Here is a 24,692-nt window from a genome sequence, read left to right as displayed (position 1 = left end):
TCGCCCCTCTCCGTGGTCGGCCGGTGACGCAAAAGAGCCCCACCGAAGTGGGGCTCCTGCTGGTGTCCGAGGGGGGACTTGAACCCCCACGCCCGATAAAGGGCACTAGCACCTCAAGCTAGCGCGTCTGCCATTCCGCCACCCGGACAAGGTGTCTGTCTCGCGGGCCGTGCCCGTTCCGACGTGGAAAACCATAGCAAACTTTCGAGGGTGCTCGATCACCCCCCGATGGCTGTGAACGGTGCGTGACCGGGGGTGCGCGGCCTTGGGCGCGGGCCGTGGGCGCGGGAGGATGAGGGAGAGCACCACAGCGACAGTGGAAGGAACCAACGTGAGTGAGAGCAGCACGGGCAAGGCCGTCACCGGCGGCAACGCCGAGAGGGAGGTCGTCGACCTCTGTCGTGACCTGATCCGGATCGACACCAGCAACTACGGCGACCACTCCGGCCCCGGTGAGCGGCTCGCGGCCGAGTACGTCGCGGAGAAGCTCGCGGAGGTCGGCCTGGAGCCGAAGATCTTCGAGTCGCACAAGGGGCGGGCCTCCACGGTCGCCCGGATCGAGGGCGAGGACCCCTCCCGCCCGGCGCTCCTCATCCACGGGCACACCGACGTCGTCCCGGCCAACGCGGCGGACTGGACGCACGACCCGTTCTCCGGGGAGATCGCGGACGGCTGCGTCTGGGGACGGGGCGCGGTCGACATGAAGGACATGGACGCGATGACCCTCGCGGTCGTCCGCGAGCGCATGCGCACCGGCCGCAAGCCCCCGCGCGACATCGTGCTCGCCTTCCTCGCGGACGAGGAGGCCGGCGGGACGTACGGAGCGCGCTACCTCGTCGACCACCACCCCGGGCTCTTCGAGGGCGTCACCGAGGCGATCAGCGAGGTCGGCGGTTTCTCCTTCACCGTCAACGAGAACCTGCGGCTGTATCTGGTGGAGACGGCCCAGAAGGGCATGCACTGGATGAAGCTGACCGTGGACGGCACCGCCGGGCACGGTTCGATGATCCACAAGGACAACGCCATCACGGAGCTGTCCGAGGCGGTGGGGCGGCTGGGCCGGCACAAGTTCCCGGTACGGGTCACCAAGACGCTGCGGCACTTCCTGGACGAGCTCTCCGACGCGCTGGGCACCGAGCTGGACCCGGAGAACATGGACGAGACGCTCGCCAAACTGGGTGGCATCGCCAAGCTCATCGGCGCCTCCCTCCAGAACACCGCCAACCCCACGCAGCTCGGCGCCGGCTACAAGGTCAACGTCATCCCGGGCCAGGCGACCGCCCACGTCGACGGCCGGTACCTCCCCGGGTACGAGGAGGAGTTCCTGGCGGACCTGGACCGGATCCTCGGGCCCAACGTCCGGCGCGAGGACGTGCACGCGGACAAGGCCCTGGAGACCACGTTCGACGGCGCGCTGGTCGACGCCATGCAGACCGCGCTGGTCGCCGAGGACCCCATCGCCCGTGCCGTGCCGTACATGCTCTCGGCCGGCACCGACGCCAAGTCCTTCGACGACCTCGGCATCCGGGGCTTCGGCTTCGCCCCGCTGAAGCTGCCGCCGGAGCTGGACTTCGCCGGGATGTTCCACGGCGTCGACGAGCGGGTCCCGGTCGACGGTCTGCAGTTCGGCGTGCGGGTGCTCGACCGGTTCATCGACCACTCCTGACCGCTCCCCGGACGATTCACCGTTGAATCGTCCACCTGTACGGACATGTCCGAACGAGTGAAACGAGCCGTTCACACGTAGCCCCGCCACATCCTCCTCGTTACAAGGTTTGCGGTCCGCGGCTGGGACCGCGTTTTCCAACTAGGAGGAATCATGATCAAGAAGGTCGTCGCAGTTGCGGCTGCTACGGGTGGCCTCGTTCTCGCGGGTGCGGGCATGGCTTCCGCCGACGCGGGCGCCCAGGGTGCTGCCATCGGCAGCCCTGGCGTGCTTTCCGGCAACGTCGTCCAGGTTCCGGTCCACGTGCCGATCAACGTGTGCGGCAACACCGTCTCCGTGATCGGTCTGCTGAACCCCGCCTTCGGCAACACCTGCGTCAACGCCTGACGTTGAAGGTCAACCCATAAGGGTTTGAGCTCGACCGGTCCCGGAGTGCACTCCATGCACTCCGGGACCGTTCGGCATTCGGCTCCCGCACGGTCATGTCCGGGGGTTTTTCGGAAGCCAGAAGGCAGGAAACGAACCTATGCGACAGGTCACTCGTAAAGGCCTGATCACCATGGCGGCTGCGGGCGGAGTGCTCGCGCTGAGTGGCGGATACGCCCACGCCGACTCCGGGGCGGCCGGTACCGCCTCCGGCTCACCGGGCGTGCTGTCCGGCAACTCGGTCCAGATCCCGATCGACATCCCGGTCAACGTCTGCGGCAACTCCGTCAGCGTCGGCGGTCTGCTGAACCCCGCCAACGGAAACGACTGCGGAAACGGATCAGCAGAGTCCGACCGCTCCGGGGACCGCTCGGCAGCTCCCCAGGAGCGCTCGGCCCCGGGCGGCTCCGGAAACGGCGCCCGGGCCGGCGACACCACCGCCTCGGACGGGCACACCGACACGTCGGACCGGCACGCCGAACCCGGCACCGGCCGTCACCGGGCCCCGGGCGGCGGAGCCACGGCCGAGGGGACCGCCCAGGGCTCGCCCGGCATCCTCTCCGGCAACCTGATCCAGGCGCCGATCGACATCCCGGTGAACCTCTGCGGGAACAGCGTCACCATCGGCGGACTGCTGAACCCCGTCTTCGGCAACAGCTGCTCCAACAACGCCGAGGTTCCGCCCCCGCCGCCCGAGCAGCCGGAGAAGCCCCCGGTCACGCCGGAGAAGCCGGTCATCCCGCCGGCCAACCAGCCGCCCGAGCCGAACGTCCCCGAGCCCCAGCACATCCCCGGGGAGCAGCTCGCGCAGACCGGTGGGGGCGGGCTCGAACTGCTCATCCCGGCCAGCGCGGGACTGCTGCTCGCCGGCGCGGGGTCGGTGCTCTACCGCCGCTCGCGCAGCGCCGCCTGATCCGGGCGCGCGCAGCACGGCACAGCCCAGACAAGAGAGCGGGCCCCGCGACCGCGGGGCCCGCTCCCTGTCACCAGGTGGCCCGTAGCTGACGGATGATCCGTCTGCGCAGCCGCACCCTGCGACTGCCGTCCCTGCGGAGCGTCAGGCGGTCCAGTTCCCAGTGTCCGTACTCGGCGTGGTCGGTCAGGAGTCGGGCCGCTTCCTTGCGGGAGACCCCGCGCGGCACGTACACGTCGACGAATTCGTATTCCGGCATCGCATCTATTGTGCGGGCAGAGCCCCGGTACGGATAGCGTCTGCACTATGTCTGATGCTGCGCAGCCCACCGCTGCCGAGGTACGTGCCGCCGCCGAGGCGGTCAAAGCCGCGATCGACCGTCACCTCGACGCGGTCGAACGCCGTACCGGGGACGACGACCCCGCCGTCTACGACGCGTTCAACGCCCTTGCCGCTGCCGCCGAGGTCTACGACGAACTCCTCTACGAGCGCTACGACGAAGTCACCCCCTTCGAGATCCCCGGTGCCGACGACTCCCTGCCTCCCTACGCCGGACCCGCCGAGCCCAGCGCGCTCAGCGTCCTGATCCGGCGCGACTACGTGGTCGCGGAGCCCCCGCGGCTGCTCGCCCAGGCTCAGCGCCTCGCCGACCTCGACACGGGTCCGGGCGGTGGACAGGACACGGCCCCGGTGGTCGGCACCAGCGTCCACGCCGCGCTCGGCGTGCTCTTCGGCGAGTACGAACCGGACGAGATCGCCTCCCGGCACAAGGAATTCGGCCTGGAGGAGGGAGACTCCACCCTCTGGGTCTCGGCCGGGGAAGCGCCGCCGGAGCCGGGGGAGTGGCTCGGCGCCCCGTTCGAGGACGCCGACCCCGAACTGGTGGTCTGCCGCTTCGACGTCAGCGCGGTCTTCGACGAGGAGGACGAGTCGGACGAGGACTTCGCCGGGCCCTCGGCGGGCGGCCTCTGACTCTTCTCCCTTCTCCCTTCTCCCTCCTCCCGCACCGGACGTGACGGTGGGGCCCCGGCGCACAGCGCACCGGGGCCCCACCGCTGTCCGGATCGCTCAACGCTCAGGACGACGCGTCGGGCGTCGGGAGCGCCTCCAGCAGCGGGCGCAGCCGTGTCGTCCGCTCCTGGGCCGGAACCTGCGCCACCGCGTGCGGGAGCGCCTGGTCCACCCCGTGCACCACGGACAGATGCCGCTCGCCCCGGCCGAACGCGGTGTACACCCAGGGCCTGCTCAGCCCCTGCGCGGCGTCGCCCGGCAGCACCACGACGGCGGCCGGCCAGCGCATCCCGGCCGCCTGATGGGCGCTGAGGGCCCAGCCGTGCCGCACCGACGACTCCACCCGTTCCTGCGGTACGACGACGGGGACGCCGCCGCAGTCCAGCCGCAGCCCCTCGGCGTCGGCCGAGCGCACCACCCCGGGCACCGCCCGGCCGGGCGCGGGCACATGGACCACGCGGTCGCCCGGGTCGAAACCGCCGAACCGGCCGGGGCCCGGGTTGAGCCGCTGCTTCAGCGCCTCGTTCAGCGCCCTGGTCCCGGCGGCCCCGCCGTGGCCCACGGTGATCACCTGGGTCTCCTCGGCGGGGATGGAGAACGCCCGGGGCACCGAGTCGGCGACCAGCTGCACGGTGCGGTGGACTGCCTCGCCCGCGTCGCGGACCGGGACGATCACCACCTCCTTGCCCGGGGCGTCGACCTGATGCAGCTCGCCGATGCCGATACCGGAGACCAGCTCGCCGATCGGCCCGGGGTCCGGGGTCCGGGAAACGACCTGCGGGCAGGCGCGGGACGCCAGCACATCGGCGAACACCCGCCCGGCGCCCGCGGAACCCAGCACACCCGGGTCGCCGCTCAGCACCAGCCGGGCGCCGTCGGCCAGCGCCTCGACCAGGACCGCCGCACCCTCCACGTCCAGCTGCGGGGCGTCCAGCACGACCAGCAGATCCAGGGCGAGCGCCCCGTCCTCGTCCCGGCCGGGGCCCTGCGCACCGGAGAGCAGGCCGGACAGCGTGACCGCCGTGTCCGGATCGCCGGTGGCGGCCGCGAGCCGCCGGCGGCCGTCCTCGCTGTGGGTGGCGCCCAGGGCCCGCAGCCCCAGGCCGCGCGCCGCCGCGATCAGGGCGGCGGGCTCGGCCCGGGCCGCCTCGCCGCCGCTGTGCGCGACCAGTCCGGCCGCGGCGGCCGTACGGATCAGCTCCGCGGCCGACGGGCCGGGGGCCGCGGCGGCCGCCTCCGCCCAGTCGGCGGCCTTCTCGAAGGCGTTGACCAGCCGGGCCAGGCCTTCGGCGAGGCTCTCCTCGGCCAGGGCGTAGCGGTCCAGACCCAGCAGCATCTGGACCGGCTCCCGCGCGACGTCGGCCTCCTCCGCGAGGCCCGCTTCATCCGCTTCGCCGTCCTCGGCCCCGGTGCCGCCCGGCGTCGGTTCGTCGCCCTCCTGGAAGAGCAGGGCGACGCCCTCCTCGACGGCGTCCCGCACCGCGGCTTCCGGGTCGCCGACCGCACGTTCGGCGAGCGCCGCCCGTACGGTCCCGGCGTCCAGGGCCGTGTGGCCCTGGAGGGCGGCACGCTGCAGCACCCAGCCGACCAGCGCCGACGTCCTGCGGCCGTCGTCCGGTCCGCATGCGGCGCCCAGCACGGCCCGCGCGAAGCCGTCGGCCTGCTCGGGCCGCACCCCGGGCACCGCCAGCAGCCGCCAGGGGTCGCTGCGCAGCAGCTCGGCCGCCTGCTCGCCCAGCACGCCGACGGCCGGGTGGGCCAGCGCCTCGGGGGCCCCGCCCCCCGTGAGTACCGCGCGCACCGCGTCCAGGGCTTCGGGGGAGGCGGTCTGCGCCGTCGGGGCAGCGGCGGGCACGGGGGACCGGGACGGCTGCGCGGCGGCCGACGCGGGGCGCCGGGCGGCCGGGGCCGGGGCGGGGCGGTCGAAGAACGCGGTGCCCGCCTTCTCACCGCTCTCCACGGCGCGGACGGCCGCGAGCAGCTCGGCGGCCGTGCCGCTCAGCCCCGTGCCGGCGGCGATGGGTGCGGCCTTCTCCGCCTTGCGCCTCTCGATCCGCTCCCGCAGTTCGCGCTGGGCGGCCAGCTCGGCCTGCGCCTCCGAGAGCTCGGCGGCGGGCGCCGCTTCCGCGGGCGCGGCGTCAGCGGCCGCCTCGGTCTCCGCGTCCTCCGCATCGCCCTCCACGTCCTCGCGCGCGCCCTCCTCGACGTCCGCCGACGTGTCCGACGGACCGGTGCCTCCAGAAGCCTCGGGAGCGTCGGGAGCGTCGGGCGCTTCGGCGTGCTCGGGGCCTTCGGCGCCGGCCTCCGGCGGGGACACGGTGTCCTGTGGCGTGTCCGGGCCGACGGTGCCGGGGGTCTCCCCGGGAAGCGCAGTCACAGCGTGCTCCAGTCCTGGTCGGGATAGCGGTGCACGGGCGCCGACACATCGTCGAGCGCCTGGCAGATCTCGTAGGGAAGACTAAGCGCCTCCACTGACAAAGCCTCCGCGAGCTGCCCGGCGTTGCGCGCACCGACGATCGGCGCGGCCACCCCGGGCCGGTCCCGGACCCAGGCGAGCGCCACCTGGAGCGGACTCGTCGCCAGCCCGTCCGCCGCCGTCGCCACCGCGTCGGTGATGCGGGCCGCCGCGTCGTCGAGATACGGCTCGACGAACGGGGCGAGCCGCGTCGACGCGCCCCGGGAGCCGGACGGGGTCCCCTGGCGGTACTTGCCGGTGAGTACACCGCGCCCCAGCGGCGAGGACGGCAGCAGCCCGATCCCGAGGTCCAGCGCGGCGGGCAGCACCTCGCGCTCGATGCCCCGCTGGAGCAGCGAGTACTCCATCTGCGTGCTGGCCAGCCGGGTGCGCGCCCCGGGCGCGGCGAGCTGCCAGGTGGCGGCCTTCGCCAGCTGCCAGCCGCAGAAGTTCGACACGCCCGCGTACCGCACCCGGCCGGAGGACACGGCGAGGTCCACCGCCTGGAGGGTCTCCTCCAACGGGGTCCCCGGGTCGAAGGCGTGTATCTGCCACAGATCCACGTAATCCGTGCCGAGCCGCTCCAAAGACGCGTCCAGAGCGGCCAGGAGGTGCCCGCGCGAACCGTTGAAGCGGCGGTAGGGGTCCGGGACGTTGCCGGCCTTCGTGGCGAGGACCAGATCCTGACGGGGGACCAGGCTCCCGACGAGCCGCCCGAGCAGATATTCGGCCTCGCCGCCCCCGTACACATCGGCGGTGTCCACCAGGGTGCCGCCCGCGTCCCAGAAGGCCTTGAGCTGGTCGGCGGCGTCGTGCTCGTCCGTGTCCCGGCCCCAGGTGAGGGTGCCGAGCCCGATCCGGGACACGCGAAGGCCGGTACGGCCGAGATGCCTCTGCTCCATGGGCGCTGAGATTACTGGCCACGACCCCACCGGGTGGAGGCCTGTGGACAACCGGAGGTCCGCCGGGCCTGCCGGATCTCCGTCACCCGCGCTAGAGTCCGGAGAAAGGCACGTTACTGATCAGTAAGGGGAGCGGCTATGCGGCTCGGCATCAATCTCGGTTACTGGGGCGCCGGCATGGACGGCGACAACCTCGCCGTCGCGCAGGAGGCCGACCGGCTCGGCTACGACGTCTGCTGGGCGGCCGAGGCGTACGGCTCCGACGCCCCGACCGTGCTGACCTGGGTCGCGGCCCGGACCGATTCGATCGACGTCGGCTCCGCGATCATGCAGATCCCGGCGCGCCAGCCCACCATGACGGCGATGACCGCCGCCACCCTCGACTCGCTCTCCGGCGGCCGCTTCCGCCTCGGCCTCGGGGTCTCGGGCCCGCAGGTCTCCGAGGGCTGGTACGGCGTGAAGTTCGACAAGCCGCTGGCCCGAACCCGGGAGTACGTGGAGATCGTCCGCAAGGCGATGACCCGCGAGCGCGTGTCGTACGAGGGGGCGCACTGGACGCTGCCGCTCCCCGACGGTCCGGGCAAGCCGATCAGGCTCACCGTGCACCCCCAGCGCGAGCACATCCCGCTCTACATCGCCGCGATCGGCCCCAGGAACCTGGAGCAGACCGGCGAGATCGCCGACGGCGCCCTGCTGATCTTCCCCTCCGCCGAGCATCTGGAGGAGACCGCGATCCAGCCGCTGCGCGCGGGCCGGGAGAAGGCCGGCAAGACGATGGAGGGCTTCGACGTCAGCCCGACGCTGCCGCTCGCCGTCGGCGACGACGTGACCGGCCTCGCCGACATGTTCCGCCCGTACACCGCGCTGTACGTCGGCGGCATGGGCAGCCGGAAGCAGAACTTCTACAACCAGCTCGCCCAGCGCATGGGGTACGAGAAGGAGGCCGCCGAGATCCAGGACAAGTACCTCGGCGGGGACAAGGCGGGGGCCGCCGCGGCCGTGCCGCACCAGCTGATCGACCAGACCGCGCTGCTCGGCCCCGTCGAGCGGATCGCCGAGCGGATGCAGGCCTACGCCGCCGCCGGGGTCACCACGCTCAACCTCGCCCCGGCCGGCTTCACACTGGAGGAGCGGCTCACCGCCCTGCGCGCCGGCACGGACGCCCTGGAGCGCTCCGGGCTCGCCTGACGGGCGACACCGGACAACCGGGACAGCGCTACGGCCGTGGTGGGGGCTCGGGGGTCCTCCCCGCCACGGCCGTCACCCGGAACAACGCGCCGCGCGCCCAAGGGTTACGGCCGCCGCGCCGGGGCGCCGCCCGCTCCGGTTGCCGACCGCCCCGCGGCGCACTTGACTCTTCCTGCGCGCTACTGCCCCGCGGACCTCGCGTCCGCGGGCAACGGGTACGGAGGTGGCTGTCATGCTCTCAGCGCAGACTCTGTTCCAGGAGATTCTGGACAACGACGAGTCCTACCGGCTCTTCTGCTCCATCGCCGCGAGCGGTGAGGCCCAGGGCGGCTGGGAGAACGCCCGCATCGCCGCACTCGTCCCGGAGAGCAGCCGCGACCTGGCGCCCAGGATCGTCCGGCACGGCGCCGACGAGGACAAGCACGGCCGGATCTTCAACGCGCTCCTGAAGAAGCGCGGACTGCCGCCCGTCGAGGTCCCGCCGGAGACCGACTACACGATGCTCCTGGAACAGCAGGGAATCGGGCTCGCGCACTCCCGGTTGCGCGGCGAGCAGCGACTCACCGAGCGCGACGTCATCACCTATCTGGCCCACAGCCGCGTCACCGAGCAGCGCGCCTCCGAGCAGATGCGCCTGCTGTGCCGGTACTTCGCCGACCACCGCGACATCGGCCGCGCGGTGAGGATGATCTCCCACGACGAGGACAACCACCTCGCCTACTGCCACGAGGAACTCCTCGGCCTCGCCCGCGCCGGGCACGGCCGCACCATCCAGCGGACCCTGCGCGAGTGCGCCCTGGCCGAGATCCGCGTCTACCGCGACGTCAGCCTCGCCGTGATGGCGGCCATGGGCCGGGTGCTCGGCTGGCCGCGGCCCAAGGCGGCCGTTCTCGCCGCGGGCATCCACGCGGTGTACGCGTACGAGCGCCTCGTCGGCTGGCGGCGCATGGTGAGCCTGGAGATGCCGCGTCGGCGTGACGCGCTGGGCAGCCCCGCCGCACCGGAACGCGAGTACGCCTGAGGGCAGGCGCCCCGCGGGCGCCGGGCGCTCAGAGCCAGCCGCGCCGCTTGAACTGCCGGTAGAGACCGAACACGGCGCAGCCCATCGCCGCGACCACCGCCGGGTAGGTCCACACCCAGTGCAGCTCCGGCATGTGGTCGAAGTTCATGCCGTAGACACCCGCCACCATCGTCGGGACGGCGGCCATGGCCGCCCAGGCGGAGATCTTGCGCATGTCGTCGTTCTGCCGCACACCCATCTGGGCCAGATGCGCCGACAGAATGTCCGAAAGCAGCCGGTCCAACCCCTCCACCTGCTCGTTGGCGCGCGTCAGATGGTCGGCCACGTCCCGGAAGAACGGCTGCGCGTGCTCGTGGACGAACGGCACGCCCGCCCCCGAGAGCCGGGCCATCGGAGCGGTCAGCGGCCCGGCCGCCCGGCGGAACTCCAGCACCTGCCGCTTGAAGGTGTAGATGCGGGCCGCGGTGTTCTTCGAGTCGCCGCCGCTCGGGGCGAACACCTGCGCCTCCAGCTCCTCCAGGTCGAGCTGGAGCTCACCGGACACGTCCATGTAGTGGTCCACGACGGCGTCGCTGACCGCGTACAGCACCGCCGTCGGGCCATGCCTCAGCACCTCGGGCTCGGCCTCCAGCCGACGGCGCACGGCCGCCAGCGGGGCGCCCTCGCCGTGCCGGACCGTCACCACGAACGATTCGCCTATGAAGACCATCAGCTCGTCGGCGCTGACCGTGTCGCTCTCGGGCTCGTAGACGACCGGCTTGAGGACCGCGAACAGGGAGTCGTCGTACACCTCCAGCTTGGGCCGCTGATGCGCCCGCAGCGCGTCCTCCACGGCCAGCGGGTGCAGCCCGAACTCCTCCCGTACGAGGTCGAACTCCTCCTCCGTCGGCTCGTGCAGCCCGATCCACAGGAAGGCGTCGCGTGCGTCCCGCGCCTCGTCCAGGGCAGCGGAGAAGTCGTCGGGCCGTTCGGTGCGGCGCCCGTCCCGGTAGATGGCACAGTCCACGATCACGGCGGGCATTCTTCCCCCTGACCGGCTCCCGCGCACCTTCGCCACCCCTTTACGCTGGCGGGTATGCCCACCTTGATCCTCGTACGCCACGGACGCTCGACCGCCAACACCGCCGGAGTGCTCGCGGGCCGCACCCCCGGTGTCTCCCTCGACGAGCGCGGCGCCGAGCAGGCCGCGGCCCTCCCCGCGCGGCTCTCCGCGGTGGTCCCGGTCCTCGCCGTCAGCAGCCCCCTGGAGCGCTGTCGGCAGACACTCCAGCCGCTCCTCGACGCCCGCCCCGGCCTGCCCCTGCACACCGAGGACCGCGTCAGCGAGTGCGACTACGGCGAATGGTCGGGACGGAAGCTGGCCGAGCTGTCCGACGAGCCCCTGATGTCCGTCGTCCAGCAGCACCCCTCCGCCGCGGCCTTCCCGGGCGGCGAGTCGATGCGCGCGATGCAGACCCGCGCCGTCGACGCCGTACGCGACTGGAACGACCGGGTCGAGGCGGAGCACGGTGAGGACGCCACCTACGTCATGTGCTCGCACGGCGACATCATCAAGTCCCTCGTCGCCGACGCGCTGGGCATGCACCTGGACCTCTTCCAGCGTGTCCACGTCGACCCCTGCTCGGTCACCGCGATCCGCTACACCCGGCTGCGCCCCTTCGTCCTGAGGCTCGGCGACACCGGCGACCTCGCCTCCCTCGCTCCCCGCGAGCACTCCGTCGGGGCGGACGCCGCCGCGTCCCCCACGGACGACGGCTCGGCGGACGCGACGGTCGGGGGCGGTGCGGGCGCGCCGTGATCGCTCCGGGCAGTAGGGTGGACGCGCCGTAGCGCCGTTCAACCACCATCGAAGCTCAAGGGAGCAGGACGTGTCCCGTCAGGTGTTCCTCTACGACCCACCGGACCGATTCGTGGCCGGTACGGTCGGGTTGCCTGGCCGCCGTACGTTTTTCCTCCAGGCGTCCTCCCAGGGCCGGGTCACCAGCGTCGCCCTGGAGAAGGCCCAGGTCACCGCTCTCGCCGAGCGGATCGACGAACTGCTCGACGAGGTCGTACGCCGCACCGGGGGCAACTCCCCGGTGCCCGCGGTGGCCCCCACCGACGTCTCCGACACCGCGCCGCTCGACGTGCCCGTCGAGGAGGAGTTCCGGGTCGGCACCATGGCCCTGGCCTGGGACGGCGAGGAACAGCGCATGATCGTCGAGGCGCAGGCCCTCGTCGAACTCGACGCCGGCTCCGAGGACGACCTCGCGGAGGCCGAGGAGAAGCTCCTCCAGGACGAGGAGAACGGCCCGCCGATGCTCCGCGTCCGGCTCAGCGGCGCCCAGGCCCGCGCCTTCGCCAAGCGGGCCCTGGACGTCGTCAACGCCGGCCGCCCGCCGTGTCCGCTGTGCAGCCTGCCCCTTGATCCGGAAGGACACGTATGCCCGCGCCAGAACGGATACCGTCGCGGAGCCTGACGGACGCGGACCCGCTCACCCTGCTCACCGAGGGCACGATCACCGTCCTCGGGCAGGTCGGCGGGGCGTCCAACGCGGTGCTGCACTGCACGGTGGCGTACGAGGGCGAGGAGCGCCTCTGCGCCTACAAACCGGTCGCGGGGGAACAGCCGCTGTGGGACTTCCCCGACGGGACCCTCGCCCAGCGGGAGGTCGCCGCGTACGAGGTCTCCCGGGCGACCGGCTGGGACCTCGTGCCGCCGACCGTGCTGCGGGACGGGCCGTACGGGCAGGGCATGTGCCAGCTCTGGATCGACGGCCCCCCTTCCGAGGAGGACGCCCCCGAGCTGCTGGCGCTCGTCGAGGGCGAGGAGCCCGGTGACGGCTGGAAGGCCGTGGGCTTCGCGGACGTGGGGGAGGGGAAGACCGCGCTGCTGGTGCACGCCGACGACGTCCGGCTGCGGCGGCTCGCCGTGCTGGACGCGGTGATCAACAACGGCGACCGCAAGGGCGGACACCTGCTGACCGCCCCCGGCGGACGGCTCTTCGGCATCGACCACGGCGTCACCTTCAACATGGACGACAAGCTGCGGACCCTGCTCTGGGGCTGGGCGGGCGAGCCGCTGACCGAGGAGGCGCTGGCCGTGCTGGGCCGGCTCGCCGGCGAGCTGGCGCCGGGGACCGCCCTCGCCACCCGGATGGCCGAGCTCATCACATCGGCCGAACTGGAGGCCCTGCGGCAGCGGGTCGCCGGGCTGGTCAAGAGCGCCGTGCACCCGCAGCCGAGCGGCCAGTGGCCGCCCATTCCCTGGCCGCCGGTGTAAGAGCTCCTCCTCGCGCCCGGGCCAGGCTTTACCGCCTGCCCCGTGTTTCCCGCAAGAGGGTCCCTTCGGACAGGTTTCCGATGCCGGTTCGTATCCGGAAGCAACGTCCGGTTACGCTTCTGACATGCATGCCTGGCCCGCTTCTGAGGTCCCCGCCCTGCCTGGCAAGGGCCGCGACCTTCGGATCCACGACACCGCGACCGGCGGACGGATCACCCTTGACCCCGGTCCCGTCGCCCGCATCTATGTCTGCGGCATCACGCCGTACGACGCGACCCATATGGGTCATGCGGCGACCTACAACGCGTTCGACCTCGTCCAACGCGTGTGGCTCGACACCAAGCGGCAGGTCCACTACGTCCAGAACGTGACCGACGTGGACGATCCGCTGCTGGAGCGGGCCGTGCGCGACGGTCAGGACTGGACCGAACTCGCGGAGCGCGAGACGGCGCTCTTCCGCGAGGACATGACCGCCCTGCGGATGCTGCCCCCGCAGCACTACATCGGAGCGGTCGAGGCGATACCGGGCATCGTGCCCCTCGTCGAACGCCTCCGGGACGCGGGCGCCGCCTACGACCTGGACGGCGACGTCTACTTCTCCGTCGACGCCGACCCGCACTTCGGCGAGGTCTCCGGCCTCGACGCCGAGGCGATGCGGCTGCTCTCCGCCGAGCGCGGCGGCGACCCGGAGCGCCCCGGCAAGAAGAACCCCCTCGACCCGATGCTCTGGATGGCCGCCCGCCCGGGCGAGCCGAGCTGGGTCGGGGCCTCCCTGGGCGAGGGCCGCCCGGGCTGGCACATCGAGTGCGTCGCCATCGCGCTCGACCACCTGGGCATGGGCTTCGACATCCAGGGCGGCGGCTCCGACCTCGCCTTCCCGCACCACGAGATGGGCGCCTCCCACGCCCAGGCGCTGACCGGCGAGCACCCGTTCGCCAAGGCGTACGTACACGCCGGAATGGTCGGCCTGGACGGCGAGAAGATGTCCAAATCGCGCGGCAATCTGGTGTTCGTCTCGACGCTGCGCCGCGACGGCGTGGACCCGGCGGCCCTCCGGCTCGCCCTGCTCTCCCGCCACTACCGGTCCGACTGGGAGTGGACCGACCAGGTGCTGGCCGACGCCGTGGAGCGCCTCGCGAGCTGGCGGGCCGCCGTCTCGCGCCCCGACGGGCCGTCCGCCGACGCGCTGGTCGAAGAGGTCCGCGAGGCCCTCGCGGACGACCTGGACAGCCCCGCGGCGCTCGCCGCGGTGGACCGCTGGGCCGCGCTCCAGGGCGCGGAGGGCGGCACGGACGAGGGTGCGCCCGGCGTCGTATCGCGTACGGTCGACGCCCTGCTGGGCGTCGCGCTGTAGGACGGAGCGCGACTCCGGACACACGAACGGAGCGCCGCACGGGATCGTCTCCCGTGCGGCGCTCCGCTGTTCGCCACCGGCGTCCGGTCAGTCCTCGTCGGGGGTGTCCCCGGAGCCGTCGCCCGCCTCGTTACCCGGCACCTCGTCAGGACCCTTGGCGCCCTGGTCCCCGGCGGCCTTCCCCCGCCCCGGTTCCGGACGCGGCGGCTTCGGCGGGCGGGTGCGGCCGCTGGAGGGGTCGCGCAGATACGGCACGTCCCCGGACTCCGTCGCATGGCCGCCCGGACCCTGCCCGGGGCCGCCGTCCCGCCGTCGCAGATAGCGCTCGAACTCCCGGGCGATGGCCTCGCCGGACGCCTCGGGAAGCTCCGCGGTGTCCCGCGCCTCCTCCAGTGTCTGCACGTACTCGGCGACCTCGCTGTCCTCCGAGGCGAGTTGGTCCACCCCGAGCTGCCAGGCCCGTGCGTCCTCGGGCAGTTCGCCCAGCGGGATCCGCAGCCCGATCAGGTCCTCGAGACGGTTCAGCAGAGCCAGCGTCGCCTTCGGGTTCGGCGGCTGCGACACATAGTGCGGTACCGCGGCCCACAGGCTGACCGCGGGCACCCCGGCGTGGGTGCACGCCTCCTGGAGGACCCCGACGATGCCCGTGGGCCCCTCGTACCGCGTCTCCTCCAGGTCCATCGTCCGCGCCAGGTCCGCGTCCGAGGTGACTCCGCTCACCGGCACCGGCCGGGTGTGCGGGGTGTCGCCGAGCAACGCGCCCAGGATGACGACCATTTCGACGCCCAGCTCATGGGCGAAGCCGAGGATCTCGTTGCAGAACGAGCGCCAGCGCATGGATGGTTCGATGCCGCGCACCAGGACCAGGTCCCGGGGCTTCTCCCCGCCCACCCGCACCACGGACAGCCGTGTCGTCGGCCAGGTGATCTTCCGCGTACCGCCGTCCAGCCACACCGTGGGCCGGTTGACCTGGAAGTCGTAGTAGTCCTCGGCGTCCAGCGCCGCGAACACCTCGCCCTTCCACTCCCGGTCCAGATGACCGACCGCTGTGGAGGCGGCGTCCCCGGCGTCGTTCCAGCCTTCGAACGCGGCCACCATGACCGGGTCGATCAGCTCGGGCACCGACTCGAGCTCGATCACCCGGGCCTCCTTCCGATGTCTCCATACGTACGGAGCAACCTTACGGCTTCCGGGGGCCCCCGCCGCAGCCCTCTTGCACGGGCGGGTGAACCCTGCCACCGGGAGTGGATCATCGGGCGGATCAGTGCATCATGGCCCTCCGCGATGGTCGAGTGCGCGTGCGCCGGGGCGTTGGCGCACGCCGACGGGGGCGGCTCCCGCGGGAAGCCGCCCCCGTCGCCCGTCCACGCGGGACGGGCAAGACCAGGTCAGTCCTTCTCGGCCAGCAGCCTCTCGACGCCGGCGCGGACGCCGTCCGTCGCCAGGCCCCGGATCGTCAGCGTGGTCCGGCGGCGCAGCACGTCGTCCGCCGTCTCGGCCCACTCGTGGTCCCGGGCGTAGGCGACCTGGGCCCAGATCTCCGGGGCGTCCGGGTGGACGCGTTCGGCCAGCTCCGGGCTCTCGTTCGCCAGCCGGGCGATGTCGAAGGCGAGCGAACCGTAGTGCGTGGCCAGGTGCCGGGCGGTGTCCGGCGCCATCCGGGGGCCGGGTGTGCCGCCGTCGATCAGCAGCCGGTGCGCCACCGCGTTCGGGTTGGCGATCCCGGGCAGCGGGAGCTTCCGCGGCAGGCGGTTCATCGGCTCCATGTCCTCGGCCAGCGGGTGCCCGGGCAGGGCGGCCAGCTTGTTCATGACGGTGCGGCCGATGTGGCGGAAGGTCGTCCACTTGCCGCCGGCGACCGACAGCATCCCGCCGCGGCCCTCGGTGACGACGGTCTCGCGCTTGGCCTTCGACGTGTCGCCGGGACCGCCGGGCAGCACCCGCAGACCCGCGAAGGAGTACGTGATCAGATCCCGCGACAGCTGCTGGTCCTTGATCGAGAACGCCGCCTCGTCGAGGATCTGCGCGGTGTCCGCCTCGGTCACCGAGACGTCCGCCGGGTCGCCCTCGTACTCCTCGTCCGTCGTGCCGAGCAGCAGCATGTCCTCCCAGGGCAGGGCGAACGTGATCCGGTACTTGTCGATCGGGGTGGCCAGCGCCGCCCGCCACGGGCGGGTCCGCTTGAGGACCAGGTGCGCGCCCTTGGAGAGGCGGATGGAGGGGGCCGCGTTCGGGTCCTCCATCTTCCGCAGGTGGTCGACCCAGGGGCCGGTGGCGTTCAGCACGAGCCGGGCGGTGACGCCGAACTCGGTGCCGTCCGTGCTGTCCTTCAGGTCGGCGCCGGTGACCCGGCCCCGGGTGAAGCGCAGCCCGGTGACGGCGGCGTGGTTCAGGACGACCGCGCCGGCGTCGACGGCCGCGCGGACCGTCATCAGGGCCATGCGGGCGTCGTTCATCTGGTCGTCGCCGTAGACGGCGACGGCCTTCAGGTTGTCGGTGCGCAGTTCGGGGACGTCGCGCTGCGCCTTGGCCGGGGAGATGACGTGGCCGACGCCGTCGCCGAACGCGGAGAGCGCGGAGTAGGCGAAGACGCCCGCGCCGAGCTTGGCCGCGCCGTGCGGGCCGCCCTTGTAGACCGGCAGGTAGAAGGTGAGCGGGTTGGCCAGGTGCGGGGCCACCTCGCGGGAGACCGCGCGGCGCTCGAAGTGGTTCTCCGCGACCAGCTTGACCGCACCGGTCTGGAGGTAACGCAGGCCGCCGTGGAGGAGCTTGGAGGAGGCGGAGGAGGTGGCGCCGGCGAAGTCGCCGGCGTCCACCAGAGCCACCCGCAGCCCGGACTGCGCGGCATGCCAGGCGGTGGAGATGCCCAGGATGCCGCCGCCGATGACCAGGAGGTCGTACGTGGCCCGGGACAGCTGCTCCCGGGTCTCGGCGCGGCTCGGCAGCGAGCCGGAGGCCGGGTGCGTTCCGAGGGCGGGAACGCTCTGCAGGGTGGTCATGGTGATGCTCCTCGTCAGCTTTCTTCGTCCTCGACCCAGCCCATGGTCCGTTCGACGGCCTTGAGCCAGCTCTTGTACTCGCGGGCACGCGTGTCCGCGTCCATGCGGGGTGTCCACTCGGCGGCCCGGCGCCAGTTGGCGCGCAGCGCGTCGGTGTCCGGCCAGAAACCGACGGCGAGACCGGCGGCGTAGGCGGCGCCGAGGCAGGTGGTCTCGGCGACCATGGGGCGCACCACGGGCGCGTCCAGGAAGTCGGCGAGCGTCTGCATCAGCAGGTTGTTGGACGTCATGCCGCCGTCGACCTTGAGCGCGGCCAGCTCGACGCCGGAGTCCTTCGTCATGGCGTCGCTGATCTCGCGGGTCTGCCAGGCGGTGGCCTCCAGGACGGCACGGGCGATGTGCGCCTTGGTGACGTAGCGGGTGAGACCGGTGATCACTCCACGGGCGTCCGGGCGCCAGTAGGGGGCGAAGAGACCGGAGAAGGCGGGCACGAAGTACGCGCCGCCGTTGTCCTCGACCGATGAGGCCAGCGTCTCGATCTCGGCGGCCGACTTGATCAGGCCCATCTGGTCGCGCATCCACTGCACCAGCGAGCCGGTGACCGCGATGGAGCCCTCGAGGGCGTACACCGGGGGTTTGTCGCCGATCTGGTAACCGACGGTGGTGAGCAGCCCGTTGTACGAGTTCACCGGGGTGGAGCCGGTGTTCATCAGCATGAAGGTGCCGGTGCCGTACGTGGACTTGGCCTCGCCCTCGGCGAAACAGGTCTGGCCGAAGAGCGCCGCCTGCTGGTCGCCGAGCGCTGAGGCGACGGGGATGCCGTCGAGGATGCCGCCCTTGGCGTGGCCGTACACCTCGGCGGAGGAGCGGATCTCGGGGAGTACCGCCGCCGGGATGCCGATGGAGTGGAGGATCTTCTCGTCCCACGCCATGGTGTGGAGGTTCATCAGGAGGGTGCGCGAGGCGTTGGTGACGTCGGTGACGTGCACCCCGCCGTCGGTGCCGCCGGTCAGGTTCCAGATGACCCAGGAGTCCATGGTGCCGAAGAGGATGTCGCCTGCCTCGGCGCGCTCGCGCAGCCCCTCGACGTTGTCGAGCAGCCAGCGGACCTTGGGCCCCGCGAAGTACGAGGCGAGCGGCAGCCCGGTCTCGCGGCGGAACCGGTCCTGGCCCACGTTGCGGCCGAGCTCCTTGCAGAGCGCGTCGGTGCGGGTGTCCTGCCAGACCAGCGCGTTGTGGACCGGCTCACCGGTGTTCTTGTCCCACATCAGCGTGGTCTCGCGCTGGTTGGTGATGCCGATCGCCTTGACGTCGGCGGAGGTGATGCCGGCCTTGACGATGGCGCCGGCGACGACCTCCTGGACGTTCTCCCAGATCTCGGTCGCGTCGTGCTCGACCCAGCCCGGCTTCGGGAAGATCTGCTCGTGCTCCTTCTGGTCGACAGAGACGATCCGGCCGTCCTTGTCGAAGACGATGCAGCGGCTGGAGGTGGTGCCCTGGTCGATGGCCGCGATGAACGGCCCGGTGCCGTGGGTGCCGGTGGTGTGTGCGTCGGTCACGGTGTGCTCCCGGAAGTCTGTGATGTGAAGAGGTGCGGCTCGGGCTGGGGACGGCTACGCGAAGGCGAGGTTGTAGAGCCCGCCGGCGAGTGCGCCGCCGACGAGCGGACCCACGATGGGTACCCACGCGTAGCCCCAGTCCGAACCACCCTTGTTCGGCAGCGGCAGCAGGAAGTGCACGATGCGCGGACCGAGGTCGCGGACCGGGTTGATGGCGTAGCCGGTCGGGCCGCCGAGCGAGAGGCCGATACCGACGACGACCAGGGCGGTGATCAGCGCGCCGAGCGCGCCGAGGCCGTTGCCCTCGTCGTTGAGCCCCTGGGTCAGGATCGCGAGGACCAGCACGACGGTCGCGATGATCTCGGTGACGACGTTCTGGACGCCGTTGCGGATCTCCGGACCGGTGGAGAAGATCCCGAGCACCGGGCCGGCCTTCGGGGCGGCGGCCCGGTCGACCATGCCTTCGTCGGTGGACTTGGTCCCGACGATCTCCGGGTCGGTCAGATGCGCGTGGAACTGGCCGTAGTAGACCGCCCAGACGAGCAGGGCCCCGATCATCGCGCCGAGCAGCTGCGAGACGAGGTACAGGGGTACGTCGCCCCACGCGGTGCCGCCCTCGATGGCGAGGCCGACCGTGACCGCGGGATTGAGATGGGCGCCCGATACGCCGCCGGCGAGGTAGGCGCCCGTCAGCACGGCGAAACCCCACCCGAAGGTGATGGCCAGCCAGCCCGCGTTCCGGGCCTTCGAGCTCTTCAGCGTGACAGCGGCACAGACACCGCCGCCGAGCAGGATGAGTACGGCGGTACCTATGGTCTCGCCGATGAAAATGTCGGAGCTGGACACCCGCGACTCCTTTGTCCTTCGTCCAGGGGAGAGCGGAGCACCGGTCCCTGCCGGTGATCCGCGCCCCAGATGGGTATCCACGAAGCGTGGGCAGCCCACCTGTAAGGGCTTGACCGGCCCTTGGCACTGTCACACCCTAACGCGTATTGCCGTTAGGCGTTCGACAATGCCGACCGTTGAACGGCAGTGTTTCCCCCGAGTGAAGGAAGCGTCAAGGGTTCTGTGGTCCATGACTCGGTGCGCGACGCGATCGTTACCGCGAGCAGACGGGGCGGCCAGGGGCGGGCTCGGACACACCGGGGCGAGAGCGGGGTGACCGCCCGGGCGCCGGGCGGCGGGGGCGGACGCGGCCGCCTGCGGGGTCAGGTGTACGGGGGCGGAGGCCGCGGCGGCGCGGGGAGCGGGCGGGCGGCTCGTGCGGGCCGTCAGAAGCGGCCGGCGCCCAGATCCCGGGAGACCGCGCGGGCGCAGTCGCGTACGGCGGCGATCAACTCGGGACGCAGCGTCCCGCCCGGGGCCACCCGCTCCACCGCGCCCGTCACGGCGACCGCTCCGACGGGCATCCTGCGCCGGTCGTGGATCGGGGCGGCCACCGCGGCCACGCCCTCCCAGGTCTCCTCGGCGTCGGCGGCCCAGCCCTGGGCCCGGATCAGGTCGAGCATCGACTCGAAGGCGTCGGCGGCGGTGACGGTGCGCCCGGTGAAGGAGCGGCGCTCCGCCTCCATGACCTCGCTGTGGGCAACCGGGTCGTACGCGGACAGCACCTTGCCCAGCGCCGTGGAGTGCAGCGGCTGCATGGCCCCGACCTCCAGCACCTGGCGGCTGTCGTCGGGCCGGAAGACGTGGTGGACGATCAGGACGCCGTGCTGGTGCAGCACACCGAGGTGCACGCTCTCGCCGCTGGAGCGGGCCAGGTCGTCCGTCCAGACCAGGGCGCGCGCCCGCAGTTCGTGGACGTCCAGATAGCTGTTGCCCAGCCGCAGCAGCTCCGCGCCCAGCTGGTAGCGGCCCGACGCCCCGTCCTGCTCGACGAAGCCCTCCAGTTGGAGCGTGCGCAGAATGCCGTGCGCGGTGCCCTTGGCCAGCCCCAGCGAGGAGGCGATGTCGGAGAGCCCGAGCCGGCGCTCGCCGCCCGCCAGCAGACGCAGCATCGCGGCCGCCCGCTCCAGCGACTGGATGTTCTTCGCCATCGCGCCGTACTCCTCCACCTCGGTTCGACAATGCTGAACACTATCGGTCGATGCCGACCTGCGCCGGACTCCGAGGGAAAGTCTCCGCTACCGAGCCGCACCCGCCGCACCCGCACAGCATGCAGTCCGCCCCATGGACGCCCCCTACGGCCCCGGGCGGTGTCCGGCTAGGCTGGCGAGGTGCGCCTTCCCCAAGAAGGACGCAAAGCCGACAGCCGTCGCATCCCTGGGAGATCATCCATGGCCTCGTTGCCGACATCCGCCGCCGACAGCCGGACCCGCGCAGACGCACTCCGAGAGGCACTCGCCACCCGTGTGGTGGTGGCCGACGGGGCGATGGGCACCATGCTCCAGGCGCAGGACCCCACGCTGGAGGACTTCGAGAACCTCGAAGGCTGCAACGAGATCCTGAACGTCACCCGGCCCGACATCGTGCGTTCGGTCCACGAGGAGTACTTCGCGGTCGGTGTCGACTGCGTCGAGACGAACACCTTCGGCGCGAACCACTCCGCCGCGAACGAGTACGAGATCGCCGACCGGATCTTCGAGCTCTCCGAGTCCGGCGCCCGGATCGCCCGAGAGGTCGCGGACGAGTTCGCGCGGAAGGACGGACGCCAGCGCTGGGTCCTCGGCTCGATCGGCCCCGGCACCAAGCTGCCCTCGCTCGGCCACATCTCCTACGACGTCCTGCGCGACGGCTACCAGAAGAACGCCGAAGGCCTCCTCACGGGCGGCTCCGACGCCCTGATCGTCGAGACCACCCAGGACCTGCTGCAGACCAAGTCCAGCATCATCGGCGCGCGCCGGGCGATGGACGCCCTCGGCGTCCACGTGCCCCTGATCTGCTCCCTCGCCTTCGAGACGACCGGCGTCATGCTGCTGGGCTCCGAGATCGGCGCCGCCCTGACCGCCCTGGAGCCGCTGGGCATCGACCTGATCGGCCTGAACTGCTCGACCGGCCCGGACGAGATGAGCGAGCACCTGCGCTACCTCGCCCGCCACTCCCGTACGCCCCTGATGTGCATGCCCAACGCCGGCCTGCCCGTCCTCACCAAGGACGGCGCGCACTTCCCGCTCGGCCCCGACGGTCTCGCCGACTCCCAGGAGAACTTCGTCCGGGACTACGGCCTCTCCCTCATCGGCGGCTGCTGCGGCACGACTCCGGAGCACCTGCGGGCCGTCGTCGAGCGCACCCGGGGGCTCACGCCGACCGAGCGGGACCCGCGCCCCGAGCCCGGCGCGGCCTCGCTCTACCAGACCGTCCCCTTCCGGCAGGACACCGCCTACCTGGCGATCGGGGAGCGAACCAACGCCAACGGCTCCAAGAAGTTCCGCGAGGCCATGCTGGAGGCCCGCTGGGACGACTGCGTGGAGATGGCCCGCGACCAGATCCGCGAGGGCGCGCACATGCTCGACCTCTGCGTCGACTACGTGGGCCGTGACGGCGTCGCCGACATGGCGGAGCTGGCCGGGCGCTTCGCGACCGCCTCCACCCTTCCGATCGTGCTGGACTCCACCGAACTGCCCGTGCTCCGCGCCGGTTTGGAGAAGCTCGGCGGCCGGGCCGTGCTGAACTCGGTGAACTACGAGGACGGCGACGGCCCCGAATCCCGCTTCGCGCAGGTCAGCGCCCTGGCCTCCGAGCACGGCGCCGCCCTGATCGCGCTGACGATCGACGAGGAGGGCCAGGCCCGTACGGTCGAGCACAAGGTCGCCATCGCCGAGCGGCTGATCGAGGACCTCACCACCAACTGGGGCATCCACGAGTCGGACATCCTCATCGACACCCTGACCTTCACCATCTGCACCGGTCAGGAGGAGTCCCGCGGCGACGGCATCGCCACCATCGGGGCGATCCGCGAGCTGAAGCGGCGTCACCCGGACGTCCAGACCACGCTGGGCCTCTCCAACATCTCCTTCGGCCTGAATCCTGCCGCCCGAGTCGTGCTGAACTCCGTCTTCCTCGACGAGTGCGTCAAGGCGGGCCTGGACTCCGCGATCGTGCACGCCTCGAAGATCCTGCCGATCGCCCGGCTGGAGGAGGAGCAGGTCAAGGTCGCCCTCGACCTGATCTACGACCGCCGGGCCGAGGGCTACGACCCCCTCCAGAAGCTCATGGAGCTGTTCGAGGGCGTCAACATGAAGTCGATGAAGGCGGGCAAGGCCGAGGAGCTGATGGCCCTGCCGCTGGACGAGCGCCTCCAGCGCCGCATCATCGACGGCGAGAAGAACGGCCTGGAGGCCGACCTGGACGAGGCCCTCCAGGACACCCCGGCCCTCGACATCGTCAACAACACGCTGCTGGAAGGCATGAAGGTGGTCGGTGAGCTGTTCGGCTCCGGCCAGATGCAGCTGCCGTTCGTGCTCCAGTCCGCCGAGGTCATGAAGACCGCGGTGGCCCATCTGGAGCCGCACATGGAGAAGACCGACGACGACGGCAAGGGCACCATCGTGCTGGCCACCGTCCGGGGCGACGTCCACGACATCGGCAAGAACCTCGTCGACATCATCCTCTCCAACAACGGTTACACCGTCGTCAACCTCGGCATCAAGCAGCCCGTTTCCGCGATCCTGGAAGCCGCCGAGGAGCACCGCGCGGACGTGATCGGCATGTCCGGCCTCCTGGTGAAGTCGACGGTGATCATGAAGGAGAACCTCCAGGAGCTCAACCAGCGCAAGATGGCCGCCGACTTCCCGGTGATCCTCGGCGGCGCCGCGCTGACCCGGGCCTACGTCGAGCAGGACCTGCACGAGATCTACGAGGGCGAGGTCCGCTACGCCCGCGATGCCTTCGAAGGCCTGCGCCTCATGGACGCGCTCATCGGTGTCAAGCGCGGAGTGCCCGGCGCGGTCCTGCCCGAGCTCAAGCAGCGCAGGGTCCCCAAGAAGGACATCGACACCGCGGTCCTGGAGGTCGAGGAACCCGAGGGCTCGGTGCGCTCGGACGTCTCCACCACCAACCCCGTCCCCGAGCCGCCGTTCCGGGGCACCCGAGTCATCAAGGGCATCCCGCTCAAGGACTACGCCTCCTGGCTCGACGAGGGCGCGCTCTTCAAGGGCCAGTGGGGCCTCAAGCAGGCCCGGACCGGGGACGGACCGACGTACGAGGAGCTGGTGGAGACCGAGGGGCGCCCGCACCTGCGCGGCTGGCTCGACCACCTCCAGTCCAACAACCTCCTGGAAGCGGCCGTCGTCTACGGCTACTTCCCCTGCGTCTCCAAGGGCGACGACCTGGTCCTCCTCCACGAGGACGGCTCCGAGCGCACCCGCTTCACCTTCCCGCGCCAGCGCCGCGGCCGCCGCCTCTGCCTCGCCGACTTCTTCCGCCCCGAGGAATCCGGCGAGACCGACGTCATCGGCCTCCAGATCGTCACGGTCGGCTCCCGGATCGGCGAGGCCACCGCCGAACTGTTCGCCGCGAACTCCTACCGCGACTACCTGGAGCTGCACGGCCTCTCCGTCCAGCTGGCCGAGGCGCTCGCCGAGTACTGGCACGCGCGGGTCCGCAGCGAGCTCGGCTTCGCCGGGGAGGACCCGGCGGACGTCGAGGACATGTTCGCGCTGAAGTACCGCGGCGCACGGTTCTCGCTCGGTTACGGGGCGTGCCCGAATTTGGAGGACCGGGCGAAGATCGCCGACCTCCTCCAGCCGGAACGCATCGGCGTGCACCTCTCCGAGGAGTTCCAGCTGCACCCGGAGCAGTCCACCGACGCCATCGTCATCCACCACCCCGAGGCGAAGTACTTCAACGCGCGCTGAGGGGGCTTCTCGCCCGTACTCCCGCCGCGGCCTCGCGCCCTTCGCGCACCGCGGCCGGACACGTCGTACACTGGTCGGTCCAGTGCAGGCCGGTCGCCCTCCCGTTCTCCGGGAATGGCGGCCGGCCTTCTCGTCCCTTAC

At 71.8% G+C, this 24,692-nt stretch carries 20 protein-coding genes and 1 tRNA gene; 11 read left to right on the top strand and 10 right to left on the bottom strand.

Annotation, left to right across the window (positions count from 1 at the left end; translation table 11 throughout):
- Positions 1-60: 60 nt before the first annotated feature.
- A tRNA-Leu gene (locus ACH4RG_RS30600) sits at positions 61-148 on the bottom strand.
- Positions 149-331: 183 nt separating this feature from the next.
- Between ACH4RG_RS30600 and ACH4RG_RS30595 the strand changes: the two genes are divergently transcribed.
- The 3 genes from ACH4RG_RS30595 to ACH4RG_RS30585 all read left to right on the top strand — a co-directional run bounded on the left by ACH4RG_RS30595 (position 332) and on the right by ACH4RG_RS30585 (position 3,005).
- Positions 332-1,666 carry a M20/M25/M40 family metallo-hydrolase gene (locus tag ACH4RG_RS30595; RefSeq protein ID WP_397922700.1) on the top strand — a complete coding sequence of 445 codons (1,335 nt, stop codon included), beginning with the start codon at positions 332-334 and terminating at the stop codon, positions 1,664-1,666.
- Positions 1,667-1,819: 153 nt separating this feature from the next.
- Complete coding sequence (chpH, locus tag ACH4RG_RS30590) at positions 1,820-2,053, top strand: chaplin ChpH (protein ID WP_003970136.1); 234 nt, start codon at positions 1,820-1,822, stop codon at positions 2,051-2,053.
- Positions 2,054-2,192: 139 nt separating this feature from the next.
- Complete coding sequence (locus ACH4RG_RS30585; RefSeq protein WP_397922702.1) at positions 2,193-3,005, top strand: chaplin; 813 nt, start codon at positions 2,193-2,195, stop codon at positions 3,003-3,005.
- Between the two features lie 70 nt (positions 3,006-3,075).
- Here ACH4RG_RS30585 and ACH4RG_RS30580 read toward each other — a convergent pair whose 3' ends face one another.
- Positions 3,076-3,264 (bottom strand): DUF5703 family protein, encoded by a 189-nt coding sequence (locus ACH4RG_RS30580; RefSeq protein WP_003970138.1) that lies wholly within the window; start codon positions 3,262-3,264, stop codon positions 3,076-3,078.
- A gap of 47 nt (positions 3,265-3,311) precedes the next feature.
- Between ACH4RG_RS30580 and ACH4RG_RS30575 the strand changes: the two genes are divergently transcribed.
- Positions 3,312-3,977 (top strand): hypothetical protein, encoded by a 666-nt coding sequence (locus ACH4RG_RS30575; protein WP_398163558.1) that lies wholly within the window; start codon positions 3,312-3,314, stop codon positions 3,975-3,977.
- A 103-nt stretch (positions 3,978-4,080) separates the two neighbouring features.
- On the opposite strand, the gene ACH4RG_RS30570 is transcribed toward ACH4RG_RS30575, so the two are convergent.
- Both ACH4RG_RS30570 and ACH4RG_RS30565 read right to left on the bottom strand, forming a co-directional pair.
- A complete protein-coding gene (locus ACH4RG_RS30570; RefSeq protein WP_398540540.1) occupies positions 4,081-6,393 on the bottom strand; it encodes a helix-hairpin-helix domain-containing protein in 2,313 nt (770 codons plus the stop codon).
- Positions 6,390-7,373: an aldo/keto reductase gene (locus ACH4RG_RS30565; protein ID WP_397922708.1), complete on the bottom strand. Its 984-nt coding sequence runs from the start codon at positions 7,371-7,373 to the stop codon at positions 6,390-6,392. Before ACH4RG_RS30565 ends, ACH4RG_RS30570 begins: the two co-directional genes overlap by 4 nt.
- A 138-nt stretch (positions 7,374-7,511) precedes the next feature.
- Here ACH4RG_RS30565 and ACH4RG_RS30560 point away from each other — a divergent pair, with 138 nt between their 5' ends.
- Entirely contained in the window at positions 7,512-8,561 is a 1,050-nt protein-coding gene (locus ACH4RG_RS30560; protein WP_397922710.1) for an LLM class F420-dependent oxidoreductase, read from the top strand.
- A 232-nt stretch (positions 8,562-8,793) separates the two neighbouring features.
- Entirely contained in the window at positions 8,794-9,582 is a 789-nt protein-coding gene (locus tag ACH4RG_RS30555; RefSeq protein ID WP_397922712.1) for a ferritin-like domain-containing protein, read from the top strand.
- A 28-nt stretch (positions 9,583-9,610) separates the two neighbouring features.
- Here ACH4RG_RS30555 and ACH4RG_RS30550 read toward each other — a convergent pair whose 3' ends face one another.
- Positions 9,611-10,603, bottom strand: a complete 993-nt coding sequence (locus tag ACH4RG_RS30550) for a magnesium and cobalt transport protein CorA (RefSeq protein WP_397922714.1) — start codon at positions 10,601-10,603, stop codon at positions 9,611-9,613.
- A gap of 54 nt (positions 10,604-10,657) precedes the next feature.
- On the opposite strand from ACH4RG_RS30550, the gene ACH4RG_RS30545 reads away from it, so the two are divergent.
- The 4 genes from ACH4RG_RS30545 (at position 10,658) to mshC (ending at position 14,198) form a co-directional block, all read left to right on the top strand.
- Complete coding sequence (locus ACH4RG_RS30545; RefSeq protein ID WP_398540539.1) at positions 10,658-11,380, top strand: histidine phosphatase family protein; 723 nt, start codon at positions 10,658-10,660, stop codon at positions 11,378-11,380.
- A gap of 70 nt (positions 11,381-11,450) precedes the next feature.
- Positions 11,451-12,041 carry a DUF3090 domain-containing protein gene (locus ACH4RG_RS30540; RefSeq protein WP_018959545.1) on the top strand — a complete coding sequence of 197 codons (591 nt, stop codon included), beginning with the start codon at positions 11,451-11,453 and terminating at the stop codon, positions 12,039-12,041.
- A complete protein-coding gene (locus ACH4RG_RS30535) occupies positions 12,005-12,844 on the top strand; it encodes an SCO1664 family protein (protein ID WP_398540538.1) in 840 nt (279 codons plus the stop codon). Before ACH4RG_RS30540 ends, ACH4RG_RS30535 begins: the two co-directional genes overlap by 37 nt.
- Positions 12,845-12,968: 124 nt before the next feature.
- Complete coding sequence (gene mshC / locus ACH4RG_RS30530; protein ID WP_398540537.1) at positions 12,969-14,198, top strand: cysteine--1-D-myo-inosityl 2-amino-2-deoxy-alpha-D-glucopyranoside ligase; 1,230 nt, start codon at positions 12,969-12,971, stop codon at positions 14,196-14,198.
- A gap of 87 nt (positions 14,199-14,285) precedes the next feature.
- Here the strand turns inward: mshC and ACH4RG_RS30525 are convergent, their stop codons facing one another.
- The 5 genes from ACH4RG_RS30525 to ACH4RG_RS30505 all read right to left on the bottom strand — a co-directional run bounded on the left by ACH4RG_RS30525 (position 14,286) and on the right by ACH4RG_RS30505 (position 20,792).
- Positions 14,286-15,338, bottom strand: coding sequence for a PAC2 family protein (locus ACH4RG_RS30525; protein WP_398163560.1), 1,053 nt, complete (start codon positions 15,336-15,338; stop codon positions 14,286-14,288).
- 248 nt (positions 15,339-15,586) lie between these two features.
- Positions 15,587-17,197, bottom strand: a complete 1,611-nt coding sequence (locus tag ACH4RG_RS30520) for an FAD-dependent oxidoreductase (protein WP_397922724.1) — start codon at positions 17,195-17,197, stop codon at positions 15,587-15,589.
- 14 nt (positions 17,198-17,211) lie between these two features.
- Positions 17,212-18,756, bottom strand: a complete 1,545-nt coding sequence (glpK, locus tag ACH4RG_RS30515) for a glycerol kinase GlpK (protein WP_397922726.1) — start codon at positions 18,754-18,756, stop codon at positions 17,212-17,214.
- 54 nt (positions 18,757-18,810) lie between these two features.
- Positions 18,811-19,602: an MIP/aquaporin family protein gene (locus tag ACH4RG_RS30510; RefSeq protein ID WP_397922728.1), complete on the bottom strand. Its 792-nt coding sequence runs from the start codon at positions 19,600-19,602 to the stop codon at positions 18,811-18,813.
- Between the two features lie 425 nt (positions 19,603-20,027).
- Complete coding sequence (locus ACH4RG_RS30505) at positions 20,028-20,792, bottom strand: IclR family transcriptional regulator (protein WP_397922730.1); 765 nt, start codon at positions 20,790-20,792, stop codon at positions 20,028-20,030.
- A gap of 240 nt (positions 20,793-21,032) precedes the next feature.
- Between ACH4RG_RS30505 and metH the strand changes: the two genes are divergently transcribed.
- Positions 21,033-24,551 (top strand): methionine synthase, encoded by a 3,519-nt coding sequence (gene metH, locus ACH4RG_RS30500; RefSeq protein ID WP_397922732.1) that lies wholly within the window; start codon positions 21,033-21,035, stop codon positions 24,549-24,551.
- Positions 24,552-24,692 lie beyond the last annotated feature (141 nt).

It is taken from the genome of Streptomyces sp. NPDC021019 (assembly GCF_044333295.1).
GTDB lineage: Bacteria > Actinomycetota > Actinomycetes > Streptomycetales > Streptomycetaceae > Streptomyces.
This window is presented reverse-complemented; position numbering and strand designations above follow the sequence as displayed.